General features: G+C 66.6%; 25 protein-coding genes and 4 tRNA genes. 17 read left to right on the forward strand and 12 right to left on the reverse strand.

What is annotated here, in order from left to right; all coding sequences use genetic code 11:
- Positions 1 to 22 precede the first annotated feature (22 nt).
- The 10 genes from gspJ to SPHI_RS12745 all read left to right on the forward strand — a co-directional run bounded on the left by gspJ (position 23) and on the right by SPHI_RS12745 (position 7,242).
- Positions 23 to 643 carry a type II secretion system minor pseudopilin GspJ gene (gene gspJ, locus SPHI_RS12700; protein WP_076745329.1) on the forward strand — a complete coding sequence of 207 codons (621 nt, stop codon included), beginning with the start codon at positions 23 to 25 and terminating at the stop codon, positions 641 to 643.
- Entirely contained in the window at positions 633 to 1,610 is a 978-nt protein-coding gene (gene gspK, locus SPHI_RS12705; RefSeq protein ID WP_076745330.1) for a type II secretion system minor pseudopilin GspK, read from the forward strand. Before gspJ ends, gspK begins: the two co-directional genes overlap by 11 nt.
- Entirely contained in the window at positions 1,607 to 2,689 is a 1,083-nt protein-coding gene (gene gspL / locus SPHI_RS12710; protein WP_076745331.1) for a type II secretion system protein GspL, read from the forward strand. The genes gspK and gspL overlap by 4 nt, the downstream gene beginning before the upstream one ends.
- Positions 2,686 to 3,159 (forward strand): type II secretion system protein GspM, encoded by a 474-nt coding sequence (gene gspM / locus SPHI_RS12715; RefSeq protein WP_076745332.1) that lies wholly within the window; start codon positions 2,686 to 2,688, stop codon positions 3,157 to 3,159. Before gspL ends, gspM begins: the two co-directional genes overlap by 4 nt.
- Complete coding sequence (locus SPHI_RS12720) at positions 3,156 to 3,881, forward strand: type II secretion system protein N (protein ID WP_076745333.1); 726 nt, start codon at positions 3,156 to 3,158, stop codon at positions 3,879 to 3,881. The genes gspM and SPHI_RS12720 overlap by 4 nt, the downstream gene beginning before the upstream one ends.
- 62 nt (positions 3,882 to 3,943) lie before the next feature.
- Positions 3,944 to 4,020: transfer RNA gene (locus SPHI_RS12725), tRNA-His, on the forward strand.
- Between the two features lie 101 nt (positions 4,021 to 4,121).
- On the forward strand, positions 4,122 to 5,171 hold the full coding sequence (locus SPHI_RS12730; protein ID WP_076745334.1) for a Glu/Leu/Phe/Val family dehydrogenase: 1,050 nt from the start codon (positions 4,122 to 4,124) through the stop codon (positions 5,169 to 5,171).
- Between the two features lie 160 nt (positions 5,172 to 5,331).
- Entirely contained in the window at positions 5,332 to 6,057 is a 726-nt protein-coding gene (gene ccmC, locus SPHI_RS12735) for a heme ABC transporter permease CcmC (protein WP_076745335.1), read from the forward strand.
- A gap of 106 nt (positions 6,058 to 6,163) precedes the next feature.
- Positions 6,164 to 6,598 carry a cytochrome c maturation protein CcmE gene (ccmE, locus tag SPHI_RS12740; RefSeq protein ID WP_076745336.1) on the forward strand — a complete coding sequence of 145 codons (435 nt, stop codon included), beginning with the start codon at positions 6,164 to 6,166 and terminating at the stop codon, positions 6,596 to 6,598.
- A complete protein-coding gene (locus tag SPHI_RS12745) occupies positions 6,595 to 7,242 on the forward strand; it encodes a tetratricopeptide repeat protein (protein WP_076745337.1) in 648 nt (215 codons plus the stop codon). The genes ccmE and SPHI_RS12745 overlap by 4 nt, the downstream gene beginning before the upstream one ends.
- A gap of 149 nt (positions 7,243 to 7,391) precedes the next feature.
- On the opposite strand, the gene SPHI_RS12750 is transcribed toward SPHI_RS12745, so the two are convergent.
- On the reverse strand, positions 7,392 to 7,607 hold the full coding sequence (locus SPHI_RS12750; RefSeq protein WP_076745338.1) for a DUF3072 domain-containing protein: 216 nt from the start codon (positions 7,605 to 7,607) through the stop codon (positions 7,392 to 7,394).
- A 145-nt stretch (positions 7,608 to 7,752) separates the two neighbouring features.
- Between SPHI_RS12750 and SPHI_RS12755 the strand changes: the two genes are divergently transcribed.
- The 3 genes from SPHI_RS12755 (at position 7,753) to SPHI_RS12765 (ending at position 10,325) form a co-directional block, all read left to right on the forward strand.
- On the forward strand, positions 7,753 to 9,657 hold the full coding sequence (locus tag SPHI_RS12755; protein WP_076745339.1) for a potassium transporter Kup: 1,905 nt from the start codon (positions 7,753 to 7,755) through the stop codon (positions 9,655 to 9,657).
- Positions 9,654 to 10,184, forward strand: coding sequence for a 2'-5' RNA ligase family protein (locus SPHI_RS12760; protein WP_233130917.1), 531 nt, complete (start codon positions 9,654 to 9,656; stop codon positions 10,182 to 10,184). Before SPHI_RS12755 ends, SPHI_RS12760 begins: the two co-directional genes overlap by 4 nt.
- Before the next feature lie 64 nt (positions 10,185 to 10,248).
- Positions 10,249 to 10,325: transfer RNA gene (locus tag SPHI_RS12765), tRNA-Met, on the forward strand.
- Positions 10,326 to 10,421: 96 nt separating this feature from the next.
- Here the strand turns inward: SPHI_RS12765 and rimO are convergent.
- Positions 10,422 to 11,750 (reverse strand): 30S ribosomal protein S12 methylthiotransferase RimO, encoded by a 1,329-nt coding sequence (rimO, locus tag SPHI_RS12770; RefSeq protein WP_076745340.1) that lies wholly within the window; start codon positions 11,748 to 11,750, stop codon positions 10,422 to 10,424.
- Positions 11,751 to 11,865: 115 nt separating this feature from the next.
- Here rimO and SPHI_RS12775 point away from each other — a divergent pair, with 115 nt between their 5' ends.
- Positions 11,866 to 12,969 carry an anhydro-N-acetylmuramic acid kinase gene (locus SPHI_RS12775; RefSeq protein WP_076745341.1) on the forward strand — a complete coding sequence of 368 codons (1,104 nt, stop codon included), beginning with the start codon at positions 11,866 to 11,868 and terminating at the stop codon, positions 12,967 to 12,969.
- 45 nt (positions 12,970 to 13,014) lie between these two features.
- Here the strand turns inward: SPHI_RS12775 and SPHI_RS12780 are convergent, their stop codons facing one another.
- The 8 genes from SPHI_RS12780 to aroA all read right to left on the reverse strand — a co-directional run bounded on the left by SPHI_RS12780 (position 13,015) and on the right by aroA (position 20,377).
- Positions 13,015 to 13,437 carry a DUF4112 domain-containing protein gene (locus SPHI_RS12780; RefSeq protein WP_076745342.1) on the reverse strand — a complete coding sequence of 141 codons (423 nt, stop codon included), beginning with the start codon at positions 13,435 to 13,437 and terminating at the stop codon, positions 13,015 to 13,017.
- 6 nt (positions 13,438 to 13,443) lie between these two features.
- Positions 13,444 to 14,880 carry an ABC transporter substrate-binding protein gene (locus SPHI_RS12785; RefSeq protein ID WP_076745343.1) on the reverse strand — a complete coding sequence of 479 codons (1,437 nt, stop codon included), beginning with the start codon at positions 14,878 to 14,880 and terminating at the stop codon, positions 13,444 to 13,446.
- Between the two features lie 2 nt (positions 14,881 to 14,882).
- Positions 14,883 to 14,969, reverse strand: a tRNA-Leu gene (locus SPHI_RS12790).
- Positions 14,970 to 15,016: 47 nt separating this feature from the next.
- On the reverse strand, positions 15,017 to 15,295 hold the full coding sequence (locus tag SPHI_RS12795; protein WP_076745344.1) for an integration host factor subunit beta: 279 nt from the start codon (positions 15,293 to 15,295) through the stop codon (positions 15,017 to 15,019).
- 184 nt (positions 15,296 to 15,479) lie between these two features.
- Positions 15,480 to 17,195 carry a 30S ribosomal protein S1 gene (gene rpsA, locus SPHI_RS12800; protein WP_076745345.1) on the reverse strand — a complete coding sequence of 572 codons (1,716 nt, stop codon included), beginning with the start codon at positions 17,193 to 17,195 and terminating at the stop codon, positions 15,480 to 15,482.
- A gap of 247 nt (positions 17,196 to 17,442) precedes the next feature.
- Positions 17,443 to 18,072 (reverse strand): (d)CMP kinase, encoded by a 630-nt coding sequence (gene cmk / locus SPHI_RS12805; protein ID WP_076745346.1) that lies wholly within the window; start codon positions 18,070 to 18,072, stop codon positions 17,443 to 17,445.
- Complete coding sequence (locus tag SPHI_RS12810) at positions 18,069 to 19,046, reverse strand: alpha/beta fold hydrolase (protein WP_233130918.1); 978 nt, start codon at positions 19,044 to 19,046, stop codon at positions 18,069 to 18,071. Before SPHI_RS12810 ends, cmk begins: the two co-directional genes overlap by 4 nt.
- Positions 19,037 to 20,377 (reverse strand): 3-phosphoshikimate 1-carboxyvinyltransferase, encoded by a 1,341-nt coding sequence (gene aroA / locus SPHI_RS12815; RefSeq protein WP_076745347.1) that lies wholly within the window; start codon positions 20,375 to 20,377, stop codon positions 19,037 to 19,039. The genes SPHI_RS12810 and aroA overlap by 10 nt, the downstream gene beginning before the upstream one ends.
- Before the next feature lie 100 nt (positions 20,378 to 20,477).
- On the opposite strand from aroA, the gene SPHI_RS12820 reads away from it, so the two are divergent.
- Together SPHI_RS12820 and SPHI_RS12825 are read left to right on the forward strand one after the other, a co-directional pair.
- Entirely contained in the window at positions 20,478 to 20,801 is a 324-nt protein-coding gene (locus tag SPHI_RS12820; RefSeq protein WP_076745348.1) for a TIGR02300 family protein, read from the forward strand.
- Between the two features lie 77 nt (positions 20,802 to 20,878).
- Positions 20,879 to 20,954 (forward strand) — tRNA-Ala (locus SPHI_RS12825).
- A gap of 277 nt (positions 20,955 to 21,231) precedes the next feature.
- Here SPHI_RS12825 and SPHI_RS15340 read toward each other — a convergent pair.
- Together SPHI_RS15340 and SPHI_RS15345 are read right to left on the reverse strand one after the other, a co-directional pair.
- Complete coding sequence (locus SPHI_RS15340; RefSeq protein ID WP_233130919.1) at positions 21,232 to 21,822, reverse strand: M3 family metallopeptidase; 591 nt, start codon at positions 21,820 to 21,822, stop codon at positions 21,232 to 21,234.
- A gap of 78 nt (positions 21,823 to 21,900) precedes the next feature.
- Positions 21,901 to 22,221 (reverse strand): hypothetical protein, encoded by a 321-nt coding sequence (locus tag SPHI_RS15345; RefSeq protein WP_233130920.1) that lies wholly within the window; start codon positions 22,219 to 22,221, stop codon positions 21,901 to 21,903.
- Between the two features lie 670 nt (positions 22,222 to 22,891).
- Between SPHI_RS15345 and SPHI_RS12840 the strand changes: the two genes are divergently transcribed.
- A complete protein-coding gene (locus SPHI_RS12840; protein ID WP_158049704.1) occupies positions 22,892 to 25,780 on the forward strand; it encodes a TonB-dependent receptor domain-containing protein in 2,889 nt (962 codons plus the stop codon).
- The last annotated feature ends 264 nt before the right edge of the window (positions 25,781 to 26,044 follow it).

The following is a 26,044-nucleotide window of genomic DNA, read 5'->3' on the forward strand; positions in this document are numbered from 1 at the left end:
CCGCAAGCGGGAGGGGAGGCGGTTGCGCCCCGCCAACGGCTTCACCTTGGTCGAGGTCATGGTCGCGCTGATGATTTTCGGCATGATCGCCTCTGCCGGCGTCGGCATCCTGGCCTTCAGCGTCCGCGCGCAAGCCGCGACCACCGCACGCCTCGACGACGTCGGCGCGCTCGCGCGGCAATCGTCGCTGCTCGCGGCCGACCTTGCGCAAGCCCTCAATCGGCCCGCGCGCGACGATCGCGGCACCTTGCTCCCCGCCTTCGTCGGCGACGCAACCAGCCTTACCTTCGTGCGTGCCGGCTGGAGCAACATCGACGATCAGCCGCGCTCGACGCTGCAAAAGGTGAGCTATCGCCTCACCGGCGACGCGTTCGATCGCATCGCCTGGCCGATGGTCGATGGCGCCGCCGCGCTCCCCGCCTCGACCGCGCTGGCCAGCGTGAAGGGCGTGCGGCTACGCTATCGCCTCGCCGGCGGGTGGAGCGACAGCTGGAACGGCACGCAAGGTGCGCCCTTGCCGCAAGCGCTGGAACTGGTGGTCGAGCGCGCCGACCGGGTCACCTTCCGCCAAATGTTCCTCGTCGGCAGCGGCGCGCCGCCCCTTCCACAGGCACCTACCCAGGCCGGCGACGATGCGCCCTAGGCGCCCCGGCGAACGCGGCGCGGCGCTGCTCACCGTCATGCTGCTCGTCGCGATCATCGCGGTGATGGCGACGACTGCGCTGGAGCGGCTGCGGCTCGGCACGCGGCTCGCCGCCAACGCCGTCCAACTCGACCAGGCGCGCGGCCTCGCGCTTGCCGCCGAGGCGCTGGCCACCGGCCGCGTCACCGATCTGCTTCGCCGCGATGCAAGCCGTGTCACCCTGCTGGGCGGCTGGAGCAATCGTCCTTACACCATCCCGATCCCCGGTGGCGTCGCCACCGCCCGGGTCAGCGATGGCGGGAATTGCTTTAACCTCAACGGACTGGTGAGCGATCTCGACGGCACATACGTCGCCGATCCCACCACCATCGCCCAGTTCGCGCGGCTGATCCGGCTGGTCAACATACCGGGCGGGGAGGGGATCGCCGCCGCCGCCGCAGACTGGATCGACAGCGACGATCAGGCGCTGGGCACCGGCGCGGAGGACAGCGCCTATACCGGCCTCGCCACGCCCTATCGCACCGCCGGCACGCTGATGGCCGATCCCAGCGAGTTGCGCGCCGTTACCGGCGTGACGGCCGAAGCGTATCGCAAGCTGCGCCCGTGGATCTGTACCCTGCCGCGCGCCGGGCGCTCGCAGCTGAACGTCAACACCCTCACACCTGAACAGGCCCCGCTCGTCGCCATGCTGCTGCCCGACACGCTCGGTATCGATCGCGCCCGCGCGCTGCTGCTGCGCCGCCCGCCGGGCGGCTATGAGGAAGTCGCCGACTTCTGGAAGCCGCTGGCGGAGAACGGGATCACGCCCGATCCTGCCGCGCAGCAGCAGGCCGATGTCACCACCAAATGGTTCGACCTGCGCGTCGACGTGACGGTCGGGGCCAGCGAATTGCAGGAACGCGCGCTGATCGACGCTTCCACGCTTCCCGCGCGGCTCGTCTCGCGGCAATGGGGCGAACCGTCATGACCGCGACCTTGCTCTTCCTTCCGGCCAGTGCCGATGATTCGTGGCGCTGGCTGCGCGTGGACGACGATGCCGTCGTCGCGCGTGGTGAGGGCGTGCCCGAGGGCGACGCCGGCGAGGTGATCGCCGTCGCGCCGGCCGATGCGGTGACGTTGCACTGGGGCGCGCTGCCGGCGCGCTCGCCGGCGCAGGCCGCTGCGGCAGCGCGCATCCTCGTCGCGGATGCCAGTGCCGCGCCGCTCGACGGGCTGCATGTCGCGGTCGGCGACGAGGCGCAGGAGGAACGACCGATCGGCGTCGTCGCGGCCGATCGTATGCGCGCCTGGCTCGATTCGCTCGCCGGACTGGGGCTCGATCCTGCCACCGTGGTGCCCGCGCCGATGCTGCTGCCGCGCCCGGAGGCGGGCTATGTCCGCGCCGATCTCGGCGGGCAATCGGTGGTGCGCGGGCTCACCAGCGGCTTTGCGGACGAGGCGCGGCTGACCGCGCTGATCACCGGCGACCATGCGCCGGAGACGCTCGGGCGCGAGGCGGTGGAAACCGCGATTGCCGCCAGCGCGCTTCGCCCCGCGCTCAACCTGCGGCAGGGCGCCTTTGCCAAGCGCAAGCGGCGCGCGATCGACTGGGCGCTGATCCGCCGGCTCGCGGTGCTCGGCGGGCTGGTGCTGGTGGCGACACTGGCGATCGATCTGGTGCGGATCACCAAATACGCCATCGCCGCGGACAGTGCGGAGGCGCGCGCCGATGCCCTGGCGCGCGAGGGCCTGCCGCGCGGCGCCGACCAGGGCGATGCCGATCGCTTGCTAGCCGAGCGGCTGTCGCGGCTCCGCGGCCCCGGCGCTGGTTTCAGTGCGACGGCGGCGGCATTGTCGAGCGCGGTGCGCGGCGTGGAGGGCACCGAATTGGTCGCGCTCGCCTTTGAGCCGAACGGCGATCTGCGCGCCACCGTCGCGGCGGAAGGGGAGGCGCAGGCCAACCAGCTCGTCTCGCGGCTGCGCGAATCGGGCTTTGCGGTCACCGCCAGCACGTTCGAGTCCAACGGCCAGCGTTTGCGCGGCGACCTGACGGTGACTCTCCCATGACTAATCTCACGGCCTGGTATCAGGGGCGCTCGCTCCGCGAGCGGCGGCTGATACTCATCATGCTCGCCTTGCTGGTCGTGACGATCCTTTGGGCGGGGATCATCCGCCCGGTTCGCGACGGCCTCGAATCGACCCGCGAGCGCCACGCTCGCGCCGAGGTGCGGCTGGGCGAGGTGCAGCGGCAAGTGGCGCAGGTGAAGGCGATCCAGCGCGGTCGCCCGCGGGCGCCGGAAGGGCCTCTTGTCGATGCAATTCGCACGCGTGCCGACGAGGCCGGTTTCTCGCTGTCGAGCCTGGAGCCAGAGGGCAACAACGTGCGGATCGGCATCGCCACCGCCAAGCCAGGTGCGTTGCTTGGCTGGATCGCCGGGCTGGAGCATGACGGGCTGCTGGTCGATGCCTCCACCATCACCGGCAATGGCGACGGCACGGTGTCGGCGACACTGACGCTGAAGGGACGCGAGGCATGAGGCGCATCCGGCTGACAACGGGGCCGAGCGCGCTGTTCCTCGCCTTCTTCGTGGCGGCGCTGCTCGCCTTCCTGCCGCTGCGCCTCGCGCTCGGCTGGTTCGGGCTGGCGGGGCAGGGGATGACGGCGCGCGAGGTGACCGGCAGCATCTGGGCCGGCGAATTGCGTGAGGCGCGCTTCGGCCAAATCGGGCTGGGTGACCTGAAGGCGGGCGTCTCGCCGCTCCAGCTTCTCGTCGGGCGGGCGCGCGTCGATCTCGACGGCACGGCGGAGCCGCCTGCGCCGCGCCTGTCGGGCGCGATCGGCGTCAGCCGGCACAGCTTCGGCCTCGACGATGTCACCGCGTCGCTGCCGGTCGGCAACGCGTTTCGCCCTGTGCCGGTGACCATGCTTGATCTGGAGGACGTCAGCGTCCGCTTCCGCGGCGACGTGTGCGAAGAAGCGGAAGGCCGTGTGCGCGCGACCATGTCGGGGGAGATCGGTGGGTTGGCCGTGCCAGCGTCGCTCACCGGCAACGCGCGCTGCGACGGCGGCGCGCTGCTGCTGCCGCTGGTCAGCGCGGCGGGGAACGAGGGCAGCACGATCCGCCTCTGGCCCGACGGCCGCTACCGCGCCGAACTGACGCTGCAACCCAGCGATCCTGCCGCAGAGGCGCGCCTGCAGGCGACCGGCTTTGTGCAGACGCAGACCGGCATGGAATTGGCGATCGAGGGTCGGTTCTGACGAGAGGACAAGCTTTCCCTTGACGCCCAAACTTGCGCGCCGTAGGGGCGCCACTTCTTGCGGCGACCGTAGTTCAATTGGTTAGAGCGCCGGCTTGTGATGCCGGAAGTTGCGGGTTCAAGTCCCGTCGGTCGCCCCATTCCGCCCTAGAGTCATGTCCTGGTATTTCCTGCTCGCATTTTTGGCGCGGCAAGATTATTTCACGTCTGAGTAACATTCGTGCGATGAACGGAGAGTGACATGACCGCCTGGGGCTTTCCCGATTTCGATGACCATGAGGGCGTCCACCTCTTCACCGATCCGGCGTCTGGGCTACGGGCGGTAATCGCTGTCCACTCCACCGCGCTCGGGCCGGCAGCGGGCGGTGTACGCTTCTGGCATTACGCCGATCACACCGCCGCGATCACCGACGCGCTGCGCCTTTCGCGCGGCATGAGCTTCAAGAACGCCATGGCCGGCCTCGACCTCGGCGGCGGCAAGGGTGTGGTCCTTGCCGACAAGCCGGGGGCGACGATCAGCGAGGCGCAGTTGCGCGCGTTTGGCCGTGTGGTCGAGTCGCTGGGCGGCCGCTACGTCACGGCCGAGGACGTCGGCATGTCCGAAGCGCGGATGAAGGTGATCTCGGAAGAGACGCGCTATGTCTCCGGCCTGCCGGTGGCGAGCGGCGCGGCGGGCGGCGATCCCGGGCCCTATACGGCGCTGGGCGTCTATCTTGGCGTCAAGGCGGCGGCCAAGCGTGGTCTGGGCGCCAGCGACATGAAGGGCGTGCGCGTCGCCATCCAGGGCGTCGGCTCGGTCGGCGGCGGCCTGGCGAAGCTGCTGGCGGCGGACGGCGCGGTGCTGACGCTGGCCGACGTGAACCGCGAGCGCGCCGAAGCGCTTGCCGCGGAACTCGGCGCCTCGACGGTGGCGACCGACGCGATCCTTTCCGCCGATGTCGATCTCGTCAGCCCCAATGCGCTCGGCGCGGTGCTCACCGAGGCATCGATCGCCTCGCTGAAGGCGAAGGTGGTCGCGGGCGGCGCGAACAACCAGCTTGCGACGCGCGAGGACGGGCGCCGCGTCCACGAGCGCGGCATCCTGTTCGCGCCCGACTACGTCATCAACGCGGGCGGCATCATCAACGTTGGGCTGGAATATCTCGGCCACGGCGACGAGGCCGAGGTGAAGGCCCGAATCGCGCGCATCCGCGATCGCTTGGTCGAGGTGTGGGACGAAAGCGACGCCAGCGGTGATCCCGCGGCGGATGTGGCGGATCGGATCGCGCGGCGTCTGATCGGGCGCGGCTGAGCCAATAACCCCGTCCGTCCCAAGCGAAGTCCAGGGACAGAGCCGCAAGCGCTTGCGCGTGAGGCCCATGCCTCGACGTTGCTCGGCACGAACGGAAGGTCAAGGCGGTGCGCTCAACCAGATGACGCGCCGCCTTTTTGCCAATAAGGGCTAACCTATCGTGCCCGCCCTCCACGCCTTCGCTAATCCTGCGCGCTTCCTGAAGATCGCACGCCCGCTCACGCCGCTGCTCGGTGGGCTGGGCGCGTTGCTGGTGGCGATCGGCTGCTGGGCGGGGCTGACGCAGACGCCGCCTGACTATCTGCAAGGCGAGTCGGTGCGGATCATGTACATCCACGTGCCTTCCGCGTGGCTCGGCATGGGGGGGTGGAGCGGGATCGCCTTGTCCAGCATCGCCTTTCTCGTCTGGCGCCATCCGCTAGCCGATGTCGCCGCACGCGCCATCGCACTGCCGGGCGCCACCTTCGCCGCCATCTGCCTCGTCACCGGCGCGATCTGGGGCCGGCCGACCTGGGGCACCTATTGGCAATGGGATGGGCGGCTCACGTCGATGCTGCTGCTGTTCTTCGTTTATCTCGGCTATATAGCGCTTGCCCGCGCCGATCGCGAGCGTGGTGGGGATGGGCGGATCGCCGCGCTGTTCGGCATCGCGGGCACCGTGCTGCTGCCGATCATCCGCTATTCGGTGGTGTGGTGGAACACCTTGCACCAGGGGCCCAGCATCGGCCTCACCCGCTCCACGATCGACACCTCGATCCTGTGGCCGCTGCCGATCATGATGGCAGGCTTCACCTTTCTGTTCGGATCGATCGTGCTGATGCGCATGCGGACCTTCCTCGCCATCGCCAAGGCCGAGGCGCGGCTGCGGCGCAGGACGACAGTATGAACGCTTGGCCGTTCGTCATCGCCGCTTACGCGGTAACGCTCGGCGCGACCGCGCTGCTCGCGCTGGCAAGCTGGTACGCGTTGGGTCGCGCCGAAAAGGATAAAAGGTGAAGGCCAAACATCAACGCCTGTGGCTGGTCGGCGCTGCGGTACTCGCGATCGCGGTCGCGGCACTGCTCGCCTTGTCCGGGCTGCGCGATCAGGCCGCGTTCTTCTACGCGCCGTCGGACGTGACGCCCGACGTGCTCGCGGCGGACCGCGCCGTGCGGCTGGGCGGCATGGTCGCGGGCGGATCGGTGTCGCGTGCCGCGGACGGCGTCACCGTGCGCTTCATCGTCACCGATGGCCGCGCGACCACGCCGGTGCGCTTTGCCGGCATCGTGCCCGACCTGTTCCGCGAAGGATCGGGGGTCGTGGCGGAAGGCCGCTTCCAGCGCGACGGCTCGTTCGTCGCCAGCAATCTGCTCGCCAAGCATGACGAGAAATACATGCCGCCCGAACTCGCCGGCAAGATGCACGAAACGAAGACGCTGGAGCCATGAGCGGCTTCGTTGCCCTTGCGGTGATCGGCGCGCTTGCCTTCGGGGCGATGGTGCTGCTGCGCCTGCCGCGGATGCTGTGGTCCTTCGCCGGCGCCGCCTTGTTCCTCGGTGCGGCGGGCTATGCCTGGCAGGCCCGTCCCGCACTTGCCGCCGCACCGGCCCGCCCCGCCGCCGATCCGGTCGCGGTCGAGCCGGAAGCGGTGATGTTCCGCGAGCGGCTGATGGGGCGCTTCACCGCGGACACGGCGTATCTCGTTGCTTCGGATGCCATGCTGCGCGCCGGCGATCGGCGTGCGGCGGCGCGAGTCGTGCTTGGCGGCGCTCGCGCAATCCCGTGCAGCTATATTCTGTGGACTCAGCTTGGCAGCAATCTGGCGCTGCTCGACGGCAACCAGATGTCGCCCGCCGCCAAGCTCGCTTTCGGCCGCGCGTTCCAGCTCGCCCCCGAACACCCGGCACCGCCTTATTACGCCGGCCTCGCCTATATCCGCGCCGGCGACCTGCCGGCCGCGCGCCGCCTGTGGCTGCGCGCAGTGTCGCTATCGCCCGAGGGCGCAGACTACCGCCGCTCGATCGCGACGCGATTGCTCCTGCTCGACCGTTATATGGCGGCGATGGAACAAGGCGGACTACAGTCCCGCTGACTCATCCTCCCCCGCCAGGGAGAGGTGGCGCCTTAGGCGCCCGAGGGGGAGGGCGGCGGTGTCCTTCCGATTGTTCCGCTTCCGCCCCCTCCGTCAGCGCTTTGCGCTGCCACCTCCCCCTGGCGGGGGAGGATCGGACGTCGATCCTACTACTTCCCGCGCCCGGTCTTCTCCTGCAACGCATCGATCCGTTTCGACGCATCCGCCTTGCTCAGGCCTTCATCGAACGTCTCGCCAGCTTCCTCGCTCAACGTCTTGAGATAGCTTGCCTGCGCGCCGGTCATCGGCTCGTCGCCGGTGGTCCAGTCGTCGGGATCCTTCTCCGCGTTCGAAAAGGGTTCGCTCTTGGGGTTGGCCTCGGCCATGTCGGTCTTCCTTTCGGAACAGCCAACTCCTATGTTCTCGCAACGTTCCCCCTTGCGGCATCATCAGCAGATGCTAGGCGCGCCGGGGCTTTGACAGGATAACGGTGGCTTTTTTCCCCTTGAACCTGGCGTCGGCGGTCTTCCGGTGAGCACCGCTGCCACCACGGCCGCGCCGCACGCGCACGGCCATCACAACGATACGCTCGCCAAGCTCGCGCTCGGCGCCGTCGGCGTGGTCTATGGCGATATCGGCACCAGCCCGCTCTACGCGATGAAGGAAGTGTTCGTCGGGCACCATCCGCTGACGGTGGACCGGCTGCATATCTTCGGGGTCGTCAGCCTGATCTTCTGGTCGTTGGTGCTGATCGTGACGTTCAAATACGTCATGACCATCCTGCGCGCCGACAATAATGGCGAAGGCGGCAGCCTCGCGCTGCTGGCGCTCATCCAGCGTCGCAGCGGCGCTGGCAAGCGCTGGGGCCCGAGCCTCGTCGTGCTTGGCGTTCTCGCCACCGCTTTGTTCTTCGGCGATTGCATGATCACGCCCGCGATCTCGGTGCTGTCGGCGGTCGAGGGACTCGCGACGGTGGAGCAGCGATTCGACAGTTTCGTCATCCCGATTGCGGCGACGATCCTGATCGGGCTGTTCTATCTCCAGTCGGTCGGCACGGCGAGGGTCGGTAAGTTGTTCGGGCCGATCATGGTGGTCTATTTCATCACGCTGAGCGTGCTCGGCCTGACGCAGATCATCGCGCAGCCCGAGATCCTGCTCGCGCTCGATCCGCGCTGGGCAGTTCGCTTCGCCGCGACGGACGGCACGCTGGCGTTCCTTGCGCTCGGCTCGGTCGTGCTCGCCGTTACCGGTGCCGAGGCGCTCTACGCCGACATGGGGCATTTCGGGCGCAAGCCGATCGCTTATGCGTGGCTGTGGTTCGTCTTCCCCGCGCTCATGCTAAACTATCTCGGGCAGGGGGCGCTGCTGCTCGGCGACCCCAGCGCGGCGCGCAATCCGTTCTTCCTGATGGCGGGTGACGAATGGCGCCTGCCGCTCGTCATCCTGGCCACCATGGCCACGGTGATCGCCAGCCAAGCGGTGATCACGGGTGCCTATTCGGTGGTGCAACAGGCAGTGCAGCTCGGCTTGATGCCGCGCCTGCGCATCGAGCACACCAGCGCGTCGGCCGCGGGGCAGATCTACATCCCTGCGGTGAACTGGGCGCTGCTGACGATGGTGCTGCTGCTGATCCTGGGCTTCAGGGAATCGTCGAACCTCGCCGCGGCCTATGGCATCGCGGTGACGGGGACGATGTTCATTTCCACCTGCATGGTCGCGGTGCTGATCCAGCGCGTATGGCGCTGGCCGCTATGGGCGGTGCTGCCGTTCGTCGCGACCTTCCTGTTCATCGACGGCATGTATTTCTCGTCGAACCTGACCAAGGTGCCCGACGGCGGCTGGTTCCCGCTGCTGATCGCGATCATCGTCTTCGTCCTGCTCACCACTTGGGCGACCGGGCGCAAGCTGATGCTGCAGCGGATGCGTGAGGGCGCGATGCCGATCAAGGTGTTCATCGGTTCCGCCGCCAGCAGCGCCACGCGCGTCGCGGGCACGGCGGTGTTCATGACCTCCACGCCGGAGGGGGTGCCGCATGCGCTGCTGCACAACCTCAAGCACAATCGCGTGCTGCACGATCGCGTGATCCTCCTGACGGTGAAGGTCAGCGACATGCCGTACTTCCCCGAGGCGGACCGATTCATGCACGAGGATCTGGGCGAGGGGTTCCACCGCGTGATCTTGCGCTACGGCTTTATGGAATCGCCTGATATTCCGGCGGCACTCAAGTCCTTCCACGAATGCGACGGCGAGTTCCGCATGATGGACACCAGCTTCTTCCTGTCCCGCCAAACGCTGCTGCCGTCCGAGCGGCCGGGCATGGCGATCTGGCGCGAGAAGCTGTTCGCCTGGATGCTGCGCAACGCCGAAAGCGCGATGGAATTCTTCCGTCTGCCGACCAACCGGGTGGTCGAGCTCGGCAGCCAGATCGAGATTTGAGCGCGCTGGCCCCCGCGCCGATCCCCGCACCGATCATCGTCACCGCCTTGTTCGGCAAGGCGGACCAGGCGTGGTTCGATGGCCTGCGCCAGCGCCACTTTCCGCCCGAACGCAATCACATAGCGGCGCACCTGACGATGTTCCATCACCTGCCGCCAAGCGCGGTAGAGGAACTGAAGCGCCGCCTGACCGACGAAACGCGCGGCATGCCGGCGCCGGAGGCCCGACTAGGCGCGCCGTTTTCGCTCGGGCGCGGCGTCGCTTATCGTATCGTCAGCCCGGCGCTGGAGCATATCCGCGCGGGAATCGCAGATGCGTTCGCGGGCCTGCTGACGCCGCAGGATCAGGCCGGCTGGCGGCCGCATGTCACCGTCCAGAACAAGGTCGAGCCAGCCGCCGCAAAGGCGCTGCTGGCTGCGCTCAGCGCCGATTACCGGCCCCGTGCGCTGGCAGTGGCCGGCCTTGCCGCCTGGTGGTATCGCGGCGGCCCATGGGAGCCATTGTCGCGGCACATGTTCGCCGCTTGACGCCCGAAAATGCCCTGCTATAGCCCGCGCCTCGCGAGCGGTACTTGCCCCTTCACGAAGGCGCGGCGGAGTAGCTCAGCTGGTTAGAGCACGGGAATCATAATCCTGGGGTCGGGGGTTCAAGTCCCTCCTCCGCTACCACTCGCGACGTTTTCCCAGCGACATGATGCACACCGTTCGCCGTGAGCTTGTCGAAGGGCGCGTCTCGGATACAGGCGTGCGTGGCCCGTGCTCCGATCAGAGCGGCACCCCGAACAGGTCGTGCTCGTCGGCATCCTCGATCGCCACGCGCACGATGTCGCCTTCTGAAAGATGCCCAGCGTCGCGCAGATGCACCTCACCGTCGATCTCCGGCGCGTCGGCATAGGAACGCCCCGTGGCGCCGTCCTCACCCACCGCGTCGATGATCACCTCAAAGGTACGGCCGATCTTCGCCTGGAGCTTGGCGGCGCTGATCGCGGCGGTCTTGGCCATGATGCGGGCGTAGCGCTCCTCCTTAAGCTCTTCCGGCACCGGGTTCGGCAAGGCGTTCGCGCTGGCGCCCTCGACGGGTTCGAAGCGGAAGGCGCCGACGCGATCAAGCTGCGCCTCATCAAGCCATTCGAGCAGATACTCGAAATCCGCCTCGGTTTCGCCGGGGAAGCCGACCACGAAGGTCGAGCGGATTGCGATATCCGGGCAGATCTCTCGCCAGCTGCGCAGGCGCGCAAGCACCTTGGCGTCGTTCGCCGGCCGCTTCATCGCGCGCAGGACGTTTGGCGCAGCATGCTGGAACGGAATGTCGAGATACGGCAGCACCAGCCCTTGCGCCATCAACGGGATGACCTGATCGACGTGCGGATAGGGATAGACGTAGTGCAGCCGCACCCAGGGCGCGATCCGGCCGAGTTCGCGCGCCAGATCGGTCATGTGCGCGCGCACCTCGCCGCCGCCCTTCAGCGGGTAGGACGCGTGCCGAAGGTCCAGACCATAGGCGGACGTGTCCTGGCTGATCACCAGCAGCTCGCGCGTGCCGGCCGCGACCAGCTTCTCCGCCTCGCGCAGGATAGCATCGGGACGCCGACTGACGAGGTCACCCCGCAAGGATGGGATGATGCAGAAGGAGCAGCGGTGATTGCAGCCTTCCGAGATCTTCAGATAGCTGTAATGCCGCGGCGTGAGTTTCAGCCCGGCGTCAGGCACTAGATCGATGTAGGGCGACAGGTTGGCGGGCGCCGCTTCGTGCACCGCCTCGACGACCTGCTCATATTCATGCGCGCCGGTGATCGCGAGCACATTGGGAAAGCGGGCGCGAATCACCTCGGCTTCTTTGCCCATACAGCCCGTCACGATGACGCGGCCGTTTTCGGAGATCGCTTCGCCGATTGCCTCCAGGCTTTCCTCCTTGGCCGAGTCGAGGAAGCCGCAGGTGTTGACCAGCACCACGTCAGCCCCCGCATAATCCGGAGACATGTGATAGCCGTCTGCGCGCAGCTGGGTGAGAATGCGCTCGCTGTCGACCAAGTTCTTGGGACAGCCGAGCGACACCATGCCCACGCGGGGCGGTGAGGGAAGACGTGTTGCCATGAGTGGCGGCGCACATAGTGCGGGACGAGCCGATTTGCCATATGCGCAAAGCTGTGCTCGATGAAGGGTTTGCGATCCGTGGGGGCGGATCGCGTGTGAATTTGGGGGTAAGGCCATGCTGGCGATCGGGCTGATGTCCGGCACGTCGCTCGATGGGATCGATGCGGCGCTGATCGAAACTGATGGGGAAGGATTGGTGCGTCCGCTCGCGTTCCGCGGCGAGGCGTACTCGGATGCCGCGCGTTCGCAGCTTGCCGCGGCGACGGCGCTCGCGCTCACCTTCGATAAGCCGCGCGCCAGCCCCGACGTAGTGGCCGCGGCCGACCTTATCACGCGGACGCACGTCATGGCGGTGCAGAAGCTGCTGCGTGACGCCGGACGCAACGCGGCGGAAATCGACGTGATCGGTTTCCACGGCCAGACGGTGGCGCATCGCCCCGATCGCGGCTGGACGTGGCAAATCGGCGACGGTCAGGCGCTTGCCGATGCGACAGGGATCGCAACCGTTGCGGACCTGCGCAGCGCCGACGTTGCGGCGGGTGGGCAGGGCGCACCGCTGCTACCGGTCTATCATGCCGCGCTGACCGCTGGTTTGGAACGGCCGCTGGCAGTGCTGAACCTCGGCGGTGTCGGGAACGTCACTTGGATCGGCACGGACGGCGCACTGGTGGCGTTCGATACCGGCCCGGCCAATGGCCTGATCGATTCGTGGATCGAGGACCAGACCGGCGCGCGCTACGATGCCGACGGCGCGCTCGCCGCCGCGGGAGATGTCGATCAAGCGGTGTTGGCCGTAATGCTCGACCATCCGTTCTTCTCGCAGCCGGCGCCCAAGTCGCTGGACCGCAACGATTTCACCATCCAGCCAGCGCGCGGCCTCAACCCCGCCGACGGCGCGGCGACGCTCACCGCCTTTACTGCCGCCACTGTCGCCGAGGCGTTGGCACTGCTGCCCGAGCGTCCGCGGCGGCTGCTTATCGCCGGGGGCGGGCGGCACAACCCCGTGATGCTGGCGATGATTGCCGAGCGTACGGGCATAAGCCCCGAGCCCGTCGATGCCTTTGGCTGGAATGGCGATGCGATCGAAGCGGAGGGCTTTGCCTATATGGCAGCGCGCTCGGTTAGAGGTCTGCCCATCTCCTTCCCGGGCACCACCGGCGTGCGTGAGCCGATGACCGGGGGTGTCTTGCACCAGCCGCAGGCCCGCGCGGGAGCGTGATGGGTTCAGTTCGATCCTTGGCGACCGATAGAGGGGACCCGCTGACTACCGCTCCACCGTCACCGTCGCAGGGTGATGTCGATCCAAATAACTCTTGATTGTCTTCACGTTGCGGGTGTTCGACCGGTAGAAGAAATCAGCAGCGTCGCCGACGATCGGTACGATACCCAGCATTGCGTCGAAGCCGACGCGCGCGCCCATTCGCGCTAGCTGAAGCTTGCCCATGCCCAGGTTATGCGCTTCCCAGACGATCCACGCACCCATGGCGGCAGCAACCGCGTCGCCCACGATCGGCACCAGGCCGAGCAGAAAATCGAGCCCGACCTTACGGTTAAGCCCCGGCACCTCGATCATGCCCTCCAGCAATCGCTCCATTGCCTCGATCCGGCGGCGCACCGAGGCGGGATCGCGCCCAAGCGGCAGGCTGGCCATATAAACGTTGGCACGCGGATCAATGCTCTGGACCATGAACCATCAAGTGGGATCGCGGCGCAGTTGGTTCAACGGATGCCAGGCGCGTTCGTTGGGTCGCCACGCCCGCAGCCGTTGCGCGACCAATGACCAGCGCAGCGGACGGGCAATGGGGATGAAAGCAACATCTTCGGCGACGGCGGCGTCAGCTTCGGCGATTTTTCGGGCACGTTCGGCGAGTGTCGGCGAAAGGCGTGCCGCTTCGATCGCCGCCGACGCGCTCTCTCCGCAAGGTTGGCAGGCCTGATCGAGATACCAGCGCGCACTATCATAGGGGGCCACCGCATCAACAAGGCGGAGATCGGCATCGTCCTCTGGCCCCACCCGGATCGGCCGGACACCAACCGCATACAGGTCCGCGGCCAGCCGTGCCCAAAGCAAGGTGCCGCCGGACGCATTCGGCAGTGCGATCCGGAGCGCTGGCGGCGGCTCCCCCCTGGCGCGCCAGGCGGCGATCTTTGCCTGCGCGGCCGCTCGACGCTCGTTTGCCGGCACGACCCGCCACGGCGCTTGCGCAGGGGGCACCGCGGAGTCGAGCGCGGCCGGGAACAGATCTTCCGTGGGCAACCAATCCCGGCTGAAGCTTTGCACCAGCGTTGTCCGGTCAATGGCGAGCGCAATCGCCCCGCGGTTCTCCGCTGCTTCCAGGAAGCCCTCCCGGTTGACCACTGCAAGCCCGAACAGGCCCGCTGCCGGATCGAGCCGGATGCTTGCAGGTTCAGCACCCGCGGCGGCGAGCAACGGCCATTCGGCGATCGTGCCACCAGTGAACAGGTCGGAGCGGTGGGTTACGAAGCGGGCGATGCCGGCTGCGGCCCGCTCGCCTACCAGCAGGACATCATCCTCCGGCTGAGCTTCCTCGCGTTCGTCGGCGGCGCGATCAGGATCGGGGATCGGCGTCAGGCGCGCGACTCGCCCGCGCCGGTCGCTGATCCGCATTGGGCCGCTGCCAATTGACCGTGTGGGATCGACGATCACCATGTCGGGTTGCGCGAACAGCTTGAGCAAATCAGGCCGTGGGCGCGACAGTTCGATCTGGATCACCTGCGGCGTCATTTCGACGATCGAATCGATCGCCGTGAGGTACGGCGCGAGCGGATTGCGCGCGCGTGACTGGAGCTGCCGTCGAAGAATAGCGACTACGTCCGCGGCCTTCATTCGACGTCCGTCCGTCCAGGTCATTTCGCGCAGGCGGAAGATATAGGTTCGGCCTTCGTCCGTAACGATCCAGCGTTCGGCGACGCCGGGCACGATCTGCCCGGCTGCATCGAACCGCACGAGCCCCTGTGCGGAGGCATCAGCGAGCAGCCGTTCCGCCATGTCGTCACTGGTCCGCCGAATCGCCTCAGGCCGAGCCGCGTCGCCGGTGGCGCTGACGATCACCGGCCCGACATCGCGCCGCTGCTCGCAACCTGCGGCCGCCAGCGCCAAGGTCAGCATGATGGTGCGGACGGCGGGACTCGAACCCGCACGCCCATACGGGCAGAAGATTTTAAGTCTCCGGCGTCTACCGGTTCCGCCACGTCCGCGCATCACGCCCTCCGAAAAGCGGCAGAGAAGCGCTGTCGTCAAGCGCTCAGACGTTCAATCGCTGACGCATTTCCTTGCCTGGCTTGAAATAGGGCACCCGCTTGGCGGTGACTTCGACCACTTCGCCGGTGCGTGGGTTACGACCGGTGCGGGCATCGCGGGCACGAGTCGAGAAGGCGCCGAAGCCGCGCAGTTCGACTCGTCCGTTCTCCGCGAGCCGCCGCACGATCTCGTCGAAGAAGGTGGAGACGATCGCCTCAACCTCACGCGCAGACAATTCGGGATTCTGTTCCGCCAGATGTTGAACAAGCTCCGATCGGATCATTTGCTCCAGCCCTTGATCTGCCACCGCGACGGCAACGCACGTTCACCTTAATACAGGTAAATCCAACGGGAAACAGGAGCGACACGCCTGATAACGACGCAATGACTCCCTGTGCCGCAAAAAAAAGAGGGCGGAGTGACATTTGCCACCCCGCCCCGGTGCAATCGACCGCCTGGCGGCAGTCTTATTCCTTGTTCTGACGAGCCTTCAGCGCCTCGCCGAGGATGTCGCCGAGCGACGCACCCGAGTCGGACGAGCCGTACTGCGCCACGGCCTGCTTCTCCTCGGAGATCTGCATCGCCTTGATCGAGAAGGTCGGCTTCTTGGAACGGTCGAAGCCGGTCACCATTGCATCGAACTTCTGGCCGACCTGGAAACGCTCCGCACGCTGCTCATCACGGTCGCGGCCGAGATCGGTGCGCTTGATGAAGCCGGTCGCGCCATCGTCACCAGCCTGAACCTCGAGGCCCGCGTCGCGGACTTCGAGAACGGTGACGGTGACGATCTGGTTCTTGCCCAGACGGTCGCCCGAAGCCGCCACGCCGCCAGCTGCCGGTGCGCCACGCTCGAGCTGCTTCATGCCGAGGCTGATGCGCTCCTTCTCGGGATCGACGTCAAGCACGATTGCCTGAACGGTTTCACCCTTGCGGTGCAGGTTGAGCGCGTCCTCACCCGACACGCCCCAGGCGATGTCGGACATGTGGACCATGCCGTCGACATCGTTGTCGAGGCCGATGAACAGGCCGAACTCGGTGGCGTTCTTGACTTCGCCCTCGACCGTCGCGCCAACCGGATGCTCGGCGGCGAAACGCTCCCACGGGTTCTGCTGCGCCTGCTTCAGGCCCAGCGAGATACGACGCTTGTCGGCATCGACCTCGAGCACCACGACTTCGACTTCCTGCGAGGTCGAGACGATCTTGCCCGGGTGGACGTTCTTCTTGGTCCAGGACATTTCGCTGACGTGGACGAGGCCCTCGATGCCGGCTTCCAGCTCAACGAACGCACCATATTCGGTGATGTTCGTGACACGGCCCGACAGCTTCGCGCCGACCGGATACTTGACCGACGCGCCATCCCACGGATCGCTCTCGAGCTGCTTCATGCCGAGCGAGATCCGCTGCGTGTCCTTGTTGATGCGGATGATCTGCACCTTCACCGTGTCGCCGATGTTGATCATCTCGGACGGGTGCTGGACGCGCTTGTAGCTGAGGTCGGTGACGTGCAGCAGGCCGTCGATGCCGCCCAGGTCGACGAAGGCGCCGTAATCGGTGATGTTCTTGACGACGCCGTCGATGATCTGGCCTTCGGCCAGGCTCTGGATCAGGCCCGAACGCTGCTCGGCGCGGGTTTCTTCCAGAACGGCGCGACGCGACACGACGATGTTGCCGCGCTTGCGGTCCATCTTCAGGATCTGGAAAGGCTGCGGGATGTCCATCAGCGGCGTGACGTCACGCACCGGACGGATGTCGACCTGCGAGCCCGGCAGGAACGCCACGGCGCCGTTCAGGTCGACGGTGAAGCCGCCCTTCACGCGGCCGAAGATCACGCCTTCGACGCGCGCGGTCTTGGCGAATTCGGTTTCCAGCTTGTCCCATGCGGCTTCGCGGCGTGCGCGATCGCGCGACAGCATCGCTTCGCCATGCATGTTCTCGACGCGGTCGACGTACACTTCGACTTCGTCGCCGATCTTCAGCTCGGCCTTCTGGCCCGGCGCCGGCGCGAACTCGCGCAGCGGCACGCGGCCTTCGCTCTTCAGGCCGACGTCGATGACGGCGAGGTCGTTTTCAATGCCGGTAACGGTGCCAAGCACCACGCGGCCCTCGAAGCTGTCGGCGCCGCCGAACATGTCATCGAGCATCGCCGCGAAATCGTCCCGCGAGGGAGCTGCCGTTGAGGCCATAAAGTCTAGTGTCCTAATCAGTTCGTTTCCGGCCAAGCGGTTGGTTCCGCTGGTCTTGGCCATCACCGCCGCGCCGGCCTCATACCGGTGCGGCATCCATGTGAGAGGAGAGGGAGGCCAAGCCGCAGCAAATGCGAAAAGGGCGCGAGAGGATCACCTTTCGCGCCACGCCTCCACGAGCCCCAGCCCGCCGGACGGCGCGCCATACTGCAAACCGCCCACGGGAGCAAGGTTGACAAAGAGCGCGTTAAGGCCGCGTACCGCGCCGCGCCTCCACCAGTGCTATCGCTTTCTCCACCGACGCCTCGATCGACAGAAAGCTCGTATCAAGCAGCGCGGCGTCGATTGCCGGCACCAGTGGCGCTGTCGAGCGCGAACTATCGCGCTGGTCGCGCGACCTGATATCGGCGAGCACCTGGTCGAAAGTCGTGGTCGCGCCGCGGCCTTGCAGTTCGGCATGGCGGCGGCGGGCGCGGATCGTGGGGGTCGCGCGCACGAACAGCTTGGCGTCGGCGCCGGGCGCAATCACCGTGCCGATGTCGCGTCCGTCGAGCACCGCGCCGCCTTCCTGATGGGCAAACCTCTTTTGCCGCTGGAACAGCGCAGCGCGAACCAGCGGATGCGCCGAGACGATCGAGGCAAGCTTGCCGATCTCGTCATCGCGCAGCACCGGGTCGGCGAGAGTCAGCTCGTCGAAGTCGGACGCCGCCACCGCATCCGCCTCGCGTGTCGGATCGAGATCCAGCCGCTTCACCGTGGCGGCCACCGCGCGGTACAGCAACCCGGTGTCGAGGTGCGGTAAGTTGTAGTGGCGCGCCAACGCCTTGGCGATCGTGCCCTTGCCCGATGCGGCGGGTCCGTCGACCGCGATGATCATGCGATGGCATCCTGTCGCGCCAGCCAGGCACGCAGCAGCGCCACCGTGTCGGCCGGACGATCGTTGAACAATCCGTGTGCCGCGCCGGGGATCACCGCGAATTCGGCGCCGGGCACGCGCGCGGCAAAGGCGGCGGTGGTGACAGGCCGTGCCTCGTCATATTGGCCACAAAGGAACAAACTACGCTTTCCTTCCAGCTTGGCGAGCAACGGCTCGCCTTCATAATCCCTGAGCGTGCCGGTGGAGACGAACTCGCTCGCCCCCCACATCGCCCGATACAGGTCCGGATTGAAGCCCCGGCCGCGCCCGCGATAGGCGCTAACGTCCGCCGCCACCGGCTCGCGCCGGTTGAAGGCTGCGTAGAACGCTTGAGTCGGCCGGTCACAACTGGGCGGCGGTGAGGGCAGGGTGAGCGCGCCGCACCGCTGGAGCTCGCTCCTGATCGCCGGCGGCAACTGGTCGATCAGCGCTGCGGCATCGGCGAGCCAGCTCTTGGTCGAGATCAGCGGGCTCGCCAGCGCCAATCCGCGCAATGCCGCGGGGCGACGCGCACCATATTCGAGCGCGACCGTCCCGCCCCAGCTTGCACCCAGCACATGCCACTGGTTGATATTCAGCGCTGTGCGTATCGCCTCCAGCTCATCGACGAACCGTTCGACACACCAGTTGGCGGGATCGTTCGGTCGATCCGACCGGCCCGAGTCAAGCTGGTCGTAGAGGATCACCGCACGCTCGTTGGCGAGCGGCAGGGCCTCGAGGAAGGCGACGTGCGTGCCGCCCGGCCCACCATGGATCATCACGATCGGCGCGCGTCCGCTGGCGAGATCGCCATCGACACGCACGTAGATTTGGCCACCTTGGACCGGGACCATCAGCTCTCGCGTCGGCCGATCAAGGTCGCGGGCGAGCGCCGGTGCCGCGACCAACCCGGCCGCCATGCCGGTGATCAGGGATCGGCGGTCGATCAGCCCCAAGTCACGCTCCCGCCGAGATCGGCCAGCAGGTCGAAAAAGGTCGGGAAGCTCGTCGCCACGGGACTCGCATCGTCGATCGCGATCGGATTGGCGGCGTGCAGGCCGGCGACCACCATACCCATCGCGATGCGGTGGTCGAGGCTCGACGCGACCGTCGCGCCACCTGGGATAGGGTCGCCGCCCGTGCCGTCAATCGACAGGCCGTCCTCATGCTCGATCGTCACGACGCCGTTGGCTTCGAGCGCCGCCTTCATCACCGCGATCCGATCCGATTCCTTGACCCGCAGTTCGTCGGCGCCGCGCGCCACCGTGCGACCTTGCGCAAAGGCGGCGGCGACGAACAGCGCCGGATATTCGTCGATCATCGACGGGGCGAGATCGTGCGGCACTTCGATTCCCGACAAGGCCGCATGGCGAACGCGCAGATCGGCAACCGGCTCGCCGCCCACAGTGCGAGGATCCAGTTCCTCGATATCCGCACCCATCAGCCGCAGCGCAGTGACCAGCCCGGCGCGCGTGGAGTTCAGGCCCACATTCTCGATCACCACGTCGCTGCCGGGCACAATCGTCGCGGCAACCATCCAGAAGGCGGCGGATGAGGGATCGCCCGGTACGACGATCGTCTGCGGCTTCAGCTCCGCCTCGCCGGTGATCGAGATGATCCGCCCGCGCGCGCCCGGCTCGACAGTGATGGTCGCGCCGAAGCCGGCCAGCATCCGCTCGCTGTGATCGCGCGTCGCCACCGGCTCGATCACGCGCGTGATGCCGGGCGTGTTGAGGCCAGCGAGCAGCACGGCCGACTTCACCTGTGCGGAGGTGACCGGCAGTTCATATTCGATCGGGACGGCGGGGCAGAGGCCGCGCACCATCAGCGGCAGGCGACCGCCCGGCGAAGCGGTGATGTCGGCGCCCATGGCCGACAACGGATCGATGACCCGCTTCATCGGGCGTCCCGACAGGGACGCATCGCCGGTGAAGGTGGCAGTGATTGGGTGGCTGGCAACCAGGCCCATCAACAACCGCGTCGAGGTGCCCGAATTCCCCATATCCAGCGCGGCTTGCGGCTGCAGCAGCCCGCCGACGCCCACGCCATTGATGCGCCAGATCGCGTCGCCACCGCGCTCGATCGTCGCGCCCATCGCCCGCATCGCGGCGGCGGTGGCGAGCACATCCTCGCCCTCCAGCAGCCCCTCGACGCGACTCTCTCCCACCGCCAGCGCGGACAGCATCAATGATCGATGGCTGATCGACTTGTCGCCGGGAACGCGGATACGGCCGGCCAGACGCTGCGCGGCATGGACGGTGACGGGGCGGGGTTCGGGATGCGCCATTGCGGGCGGCGCCTTGCCAGCGGGGTTGCACTATGGCAAGGCGCCCGCCACTTCACGGGGCACACCCGTAGAACCAATCTTCCGAAAGGCACGACACGGCATGATCAAGCCGGAATGGGGCACGAAGCGGACGTGCCCGAAATGCGCGACGCGTTTTTATGACCTGCAGAAGGACGAGCCCGTCACCTGCATCGAGTGCGGATATGCCTGGGAGCCGGAGCCGATTCTGAAATCCAAGCAGCCAATGCCGTTCGAGGCAGCCAAGACGGAGAAGGCAGCGCCTGACAGCGATCTGGCTGGCGATGACGATACCGATCTGGTCGCGGACGAGGATGAAGAGCCCAACGCGGACGATGAGGTCGATCTGGGCGGCGACGACGACCTTGGCGTTGAAGCGACCAGCGACGACGACGAAAATAATTGATTGAAAATGGCAGGCGGCCCAAAAGGCCGCTTGCCAACCCAGAAGCGCCCCGTTAGTGGGCGCCTTCCCAACGGAATGGGGCCGTAGCTCAGCTGGGAGAGCGTCGCAATGGCATTGCGAAGGTCAGGGGTTCGATCCCCCTCGGCTCCACCATTCCTCAAAGGTTCGGCACCGTTAGCTCGCCCGCGATCGGAGCGATTTTTCCCTTGATGCTCAGGTGCGCGCAGACCCGTGTGAGCGCAGCTGACGGCAATACATATCCTTACAGGCCGCGGCGCCGACGATCCCGGCACTTCCAACAACGAACTCTGATCCGGTCTGCTCCTGCAAATGACTGGCTCTAGCGCTTGGATGTACGAGACCTGCCCCACGAGCTGGCTCTAAAGCATCCAGCAGAAAGCGGGTTCATCAAGTCCGGCCGGTCCCGCATTTAGCCGCCGCGCTGAACCAAGTCGGCCGCCGCAAAGCGTTGAAGCTCGGCGAACTCCCGCCCCGCCGCGGGTTTGGCGCGCGCGGCAAGATCGCGCAGGAACGACAGAATGGCGTCGGCACTCGGCGCCATCTTGGTGGCGAGCGACCGTTCGACCGGATCCTTGTACCCCAGCAAGGTCGCAGCCTCGTGGCGCAGTTCCAGGATGCGCGCGATCCGCTCGCTATTGTCGAACTTGCCGGCATCGGACCCCTGATCGGAGGCGCGGGTGGTCGATGCCTCGTAAACCCGGAACCGTAGTTGCCGGTTTTCGGCGAAGTTCATGATCGCGCTGGTGCTGGGCGCCTGAAGCATGACGACCCAACCGTCCAGGTCACGTTGACGCGCGGCTTCGGCGAACATCGCCTTGTCCGGTTCGGCCACGCCGGCGAGCAAGGCTTCATCGGTGATGTGTTCAAACCAATGATCGGTTGCATCGAGCAGCGCGCTGGAAAAGGCGTTGCTGAGCGACGACAGCTCCACCGAGATCGCGGCGAAGCGTTCGCGCGCCGCAAGTTCCAGCGCCACCCCGGCAAGCCGGAAATCGCGCAAGGCATGCTCCACGGCGACCCGATCCGCGAGCGGCAGCTGCGGGAAATCCGGTGAGGCTTCGACGCCGACGAAAAGACCCTAGAGCGCATGATTTTGGCGCGTCTTGATCGAGTTTTCCACAATCAGCGCCTGGCCGGCGGCGTGCGCGGCGCGAAGTTCGGGATTGTCGGCAACGCCGTGAAGGTGGCTGACAGTGCTCCAGAGCGCGTCGATCGCCGTGTCCGCCCGCTCCAGCGGGAGCCAGGCAGATGCGAAGTCGGTCGGCGCGGCGGTCGTCAGATGGGTGACGACTTCCTCTTGCTCTGCGATGACTTGCGCCAGCGCGCCCTCGATCGCCGTCGGCGTGCAATCGCAAAATCGCGGTAGCGCCCTTGCGTCAGCGAGGACCGGAGCGTTCATCATGCCACTTCTTGCTTCTCGTCGTCTGGCCACCGGGCGGCCGCTTGCGGCAACGCCTGACACCTTGCCGCACGCTGCTGCGCAGCAGGGAGGAAGACCAGCCGAAGGTCGATCGCGTCAGTCTGTATGGCAGCATGACTGCAACGAAACTTTAACTGTTCATGACGCCATGAACAGGACTGATGCACGTTTCTCTCGGTTGATCCCGACCGGATGCGGCGGGGCAGCCTTGATACCAGAGTAGCTATGCTATGATGGGATTGAGCCAAATCGCAGTCGAGGAGGTCGGCGCCGAACGCAGGGGCTGGCGCAACCACGGCTCGGCAAGATGTTGACGTTCCCCTTTTTGTTTCCACCGCCTGGAGCCGGTGCTCCACCTGGAGCATCGCCTGCCTTGAAATTGAAAGGGTGTTTAGTGGAGTGAGGCATTGGTGGGGTGGGGGTGTCGCGGCATAGATGTGGTTCTTTTTACCCCTGCGATTGCGGCAAACCGATCAGCAGCAAAGCCTTGGCAAGTTAAAGACCGTTAAAGATGTCCTTGACACCCGTTAAACCGAATGTCTAGCGTGGCGATAAGCGGCGAAAAGCCGCGCGAAATCGGGAGAGAGACATGCGGCATCATTGGCTTACCACCGCTTCAGTAGGTGCGCTTGTCTCACTCGCATCGCCGATGCACGCAGACGCGCAGGAGGCGGCGACGGCAGCCGACACCCAGGCTGAAGCGCGCACGCCAGATCAGGTCCTCCAACCCGTAGAGGAGGCTCCCGAAACTGCAGCCTCCTCGTCGGCGGGCACTGCCGATCTTTCCGACATTATCGTCACTGGTTCGCGCGTGCTGCGCGATGGCGGAGCTTCGCCAACGCCGGTCACGGTGGTGGCCGCGGAGCAGTTGCAGCTCGCCGCGCCGGGCAACGTCGCCGATGGCCTTAACCAGCTCCCGGCCTTTCGTGGGTCGTCGCGTCCGCAGACGGCTGGCGCGATCAACCTTGCAACGAGCGGCGGCGGCGGTAACTTCCTCAATCTGCGCAATCTGGGCGTGCAGCGCACGCTGACGCTGCTCGATGGACGGCGCGCACCGCCGAGCGCGACGACGGGTGCCACGGACGTCAATCTGTTGCCGCAGCTGCTGATCCAGCGCGTCGACACCGTCACCGGCGGCGCCTCGGCCGCTTACGGTTCGGACGCGGTCGCCGGCGTCGTCAATTTCGTCCTCGATCGCAACCTGACCGGGCTGCGGACCGAGGTTCAAGCCGGCATCTCCACGCGCGGCGACGGCGGTTCGCAGAAGGTCGCGCTCGCCGGCGGCACGTCCTTCGCGGATGGCCGCGGCCACCTGCTGCTGAGCGGCGAATATGCCAACAGCGATCCGATCGAGCGCTACGAAGGCCGCGACTGGGCGTTGCTCGGTGCCGGCATCATCCCGAACACCGCCGGAGGCGCGACGCAGATCCGCGCCACGAACGTCAATCTCAACATCGCCGCCAACGGTGGTCGCATCGTCACCGTTCGCCGCCCGAACGGCACCGCGATCGCCGGCGACCCGCTGACCAACTTCGAATTCGCCAACGCGGCAAGTGGCGGCGGGCTCGACCCGTTCGTTGCCGGCACCAACCGCTCCGCACAATTTCAGCAGGGGGGTGACGGCGCGCGCCAGTCGACCAGCATCTCTGGCGGTCTCCAGCGCAGCAATTTCTTCGGCCGGGCAAGCTACGAGCTGGCCGACAATGTGACCGTGTTCGCCGAGGGCATCTACGGTCGCTCGCGCTCGCGCTTCAAGATCCTGCCGTCATTCAACTACAACGCCACCGCTTATCAGATCTACAACGGCAATCCGTTCATCCCCGCCGATCTCCAGCGCATCATAGATACGCGGAATAGCGATGCGGATACGACCAACGACATCGGCTCGTTCGCGGTCGGCCGGTTGAACAGCGATTTCCCGCCGATCACCGCGGACATCCTCACCCGCACCTGGCGAGGGCTCGGCGGGTTCGAGGCCACGTTCGGCGATTGGGAAGTCGGCGGCTACTTCTCGCACGCCGAAAGCCGCGTCCGGCAGGCCTACCATAACAACCCGATCTACTCGCGCGTCGCCGCCGCCGCCGATGTGGTGCGCGCTGCCGACGGATCGATCACTTGCCGCGCACAGCCGGTTCCGCAGGGCCCCGTCGGCGTCGTGTCGCCACCGTGCGTGCCGCTCAACATCCTGGGCAGCGGCTCGCCATCGCAAGCGGCGCTTGGTTACGTGCTGGGGACCAACGTCTCCGATCTCACCTACAAGCAGGATGTCGCGGCGATCAACATATCGGGCACGCCGTTCGCCACCTGGGCGGGTGACGTCAGCATCGGTTTCGGTGCAGAGGCGCGGCAGGAATCCGCTGCGGTGACGGTCGATGCGCTGTCTACCGCCGTGCCCAATTTTACCGGGGTTCGCGGGCTGAATGTCACCGGCGGCACCGGCAATTATCAGATCGGTAACGCCCAGCCGATCGCCGGGCGCAACACCGTGCGCGAGGCCTATGTCGAGGCCGCCGTGCCGTTGCTGAAGGAATCGGCGATCGGCCATGCCCTCGATATCAACGGTGCGGTCCGCTACGCCGATTATGATCGTGGCGGCGGCGTCACGACGTGGAAGATCGGCGGGGTGTACGAACCGGTCGAGGGCGTTCGCCTCCGCGCTACCCGCTCGCGCGACATCCGCGCGGCGAACATCGGCGAATTGTTCGGCGTCGGCAGCCAGAACCAGGGCACCGTGATCCAGCCGAACGGAACGACGATCTCCTACATTAGCTACAGCGGCGGCAATCCCGATCTGGTGCCCGAAACGGCGGACACCTTCACCGCCGGCATCGCACTGCAACCGCGCGCGCTCCCCGGCTTCACCGCGACGGTGGATTACTACAATATCGAGATCGGGGGGGTCATCGGCAGCCTCACCGCGCAGCAAACGTATGACCAATGCGCCGCCGGGTCCGCGCTGGCGTGCAGCAACGTCGTAGCGACGCCCACGCGCCTGACGATCTCCACCCGCCAGCTCAACCTCAACCGGTTGGAAACGCGCGGCGTGGACGTGGAGCTCGGCTGGCGCGGCGACGTCGCTGGTGGCCAGCTGTCGACCCGTCTGCTGCTCGGCTATCTCGACAAATATGTGCTGAGCGTGCCGGGTGCCGCGCCGATCGACTATACCGGCGAAGTTGGCCAGCTGAATGCCAACCCGAAATGGACTGGCGTGTTCTCGGTGAACTATGACAACGGCCCGATCGGCCTGTTCGTGCAGGAACGCTATATCCACAAGGGCGTGTACAATTCGACGCTGGTGGAAGGCGTGACGGTGAACGACAATTCCGTCCCGGCGCGCTGGTATACCGACGCGACGATCCGCTTCACGCTGGAGGATAACGCGTCCAAACCACAGCTGTTTGTGACGGCGAACAATCTGTTCGACCGGGATCCGCCGATCGCACCATATGCATTGGGCACGATCTTTCGAGCGACCAATCCCCTTCTTTACGACGTAGTGGGACGTTACGTCACGGCAGGGTTCCGTTTCCGCTTCTAGGTTGGGAACGAATTTGATCCACTCGGCGGCCGCAGCAACAAGAGCAATGCCGGCGAAATAGTTGCAGGTGTGGCGGTCGTATCGGCTTGCGATGCGCCGCCAACTCTTCGTTCGGGAGAAGAGGCGCTGAGCGGTGCTGACCTGCTCCCCATTTTCAGGCCGCTGATAAGTTAGCTTTGGTGTCCTCATGCCTTTGGCGGGGGCGGTTGGTGAACTCGGCGGGTGCCATGCCGCCAAGGCTGCTGTGCGGACGCACGGTGTTGT

The organism is Sphingomonas jeddahensis (genome assembly GCF_001981525.1).
GTDB lineage: Bacteria > Pseudomonadota > Alphaproteobacteria > Sphingomonadales > Sphingomonadaceae > Sphingomonas > Sphingomonas jeddahensis.

Coding starts and splice junctions, on each gene's coding strand:
- gspK (WP_076745330.1), top strand. CDS start 633: ATGCGCCCTAGGCGCCCCGGCGAACGCGGCGCGGCGCTGCTCACCGTC.
- gspL (WP_076745331.1), top strand. CDS start 1,607: ATGACCGCGACCTTGCTCTTCCTTCCGGCCAGTGCCGATGATTCGTGG.
- gspM (WP_076745332.1), top strand. CDS start 2,686: ATGACTAATCTCACGGCCTGGTATCAGGGGCGCTCGCTCCGCGAGCGG.
- SPHI_RS12720 (WP_076745333.1), top strand. CDS start 3,156: ATGAGGCGCATCCGGCTGACAACGGGGCCGAGCGCGCTGTTCCTCGCC.
- SPHI_RS12730 (WP_076745334.1), top strand. CDS start 4,122: ATGACCGCCTGGGGCTTTCCCGATTTCGATGACCATGAGGGCGTCCAC.
- SPHI_RS12745 (WP_076745337.1), top strand. CDS start 6,595: ATGAGCGGCTTCGTTGCCCTTGCGGTGATCGGCGCGCTTGCCTTCGGG.
- SPHI_RS12750 (WP_076745338.1), bottom strand. CDS start 7,607: ATGGCCGAGGCCAACCCCAAGAGCGAACCCTTTTCGAACGCGGAGAAG.
- rimO (WP_076745340.1), bottom strand. CDS start 11,750: ATGGCAACACGTCTTCCCTCACCGCCCCGCGTGGGCATGGTGTCGCTC.
- SPHI_RS12775 (WP_076745341.1), top strand. CDS start 11,866: ATGCTGGCGATCGGGCTGATGTCCGGCACGTCGCTCGATGGGATCGAT.
- SPHI_RS12780 (WP_076745342.1), bottom strand. CDS start 13,437: ATGGTCCAGAGCATTGATCCGCGTGCCAACGTTTATATGGCCAGCCTG.
- SPHI_RS12785 (WP_076745343.1), bottom strand. CDS start 14,880: ATGCTGACCTTGGCGCTGGCGGCCGCAGGTTGCGAGCAGCGGCGCGAT.
- SPHI_RS12795 (WP_076745344.1), bottom strand. CDS start 15,295: ATGATCCGATCGGAGCTTGTTCAACATCTGGCGGAACAGAATCCCGAA.
- rpsA (WP_076745345.1), bottom strand. CDS start 17,195: ATGGCCTCAACGGCAGCTCCCTCGCGGGACGATTTCGCGGCGATGCTC.
- cmk (WP_076745346.1), bottom strand. CDS start 18,072: ATGATCATCGCGGTCGACGGACCCGCCGCATCGGGCAAGGGCACGATC.
- aroA (WP_076745347.1), bottom strand. CDS start 20,377: ATGGCGCATCCCGAACCCCGCCCCGTCACCGTCCATGCCGCGCAGCGT.
- SPHI_RS12820 (WP_076745348.1), top strand. CDS start 20,478: ATGATCAAGCCGGAATGGGGCACGAAGCGGACGTGCCCGAAATGCGCG.
- SPHI_RS15345 (WP_233130920.1), bottom strand. CDS start 22,221: ATGAACGCTCCGGTCCTCGCTGACGCAAGGGCGCTACCGCGATTTTGC.
- SPHI_RS12840 (WP_158049704.1), top strand. CDS start 22,892: ATGCACGCAGACGCGCAGGAGGCGGCGACGGCAGCCGACACCCAGGCT.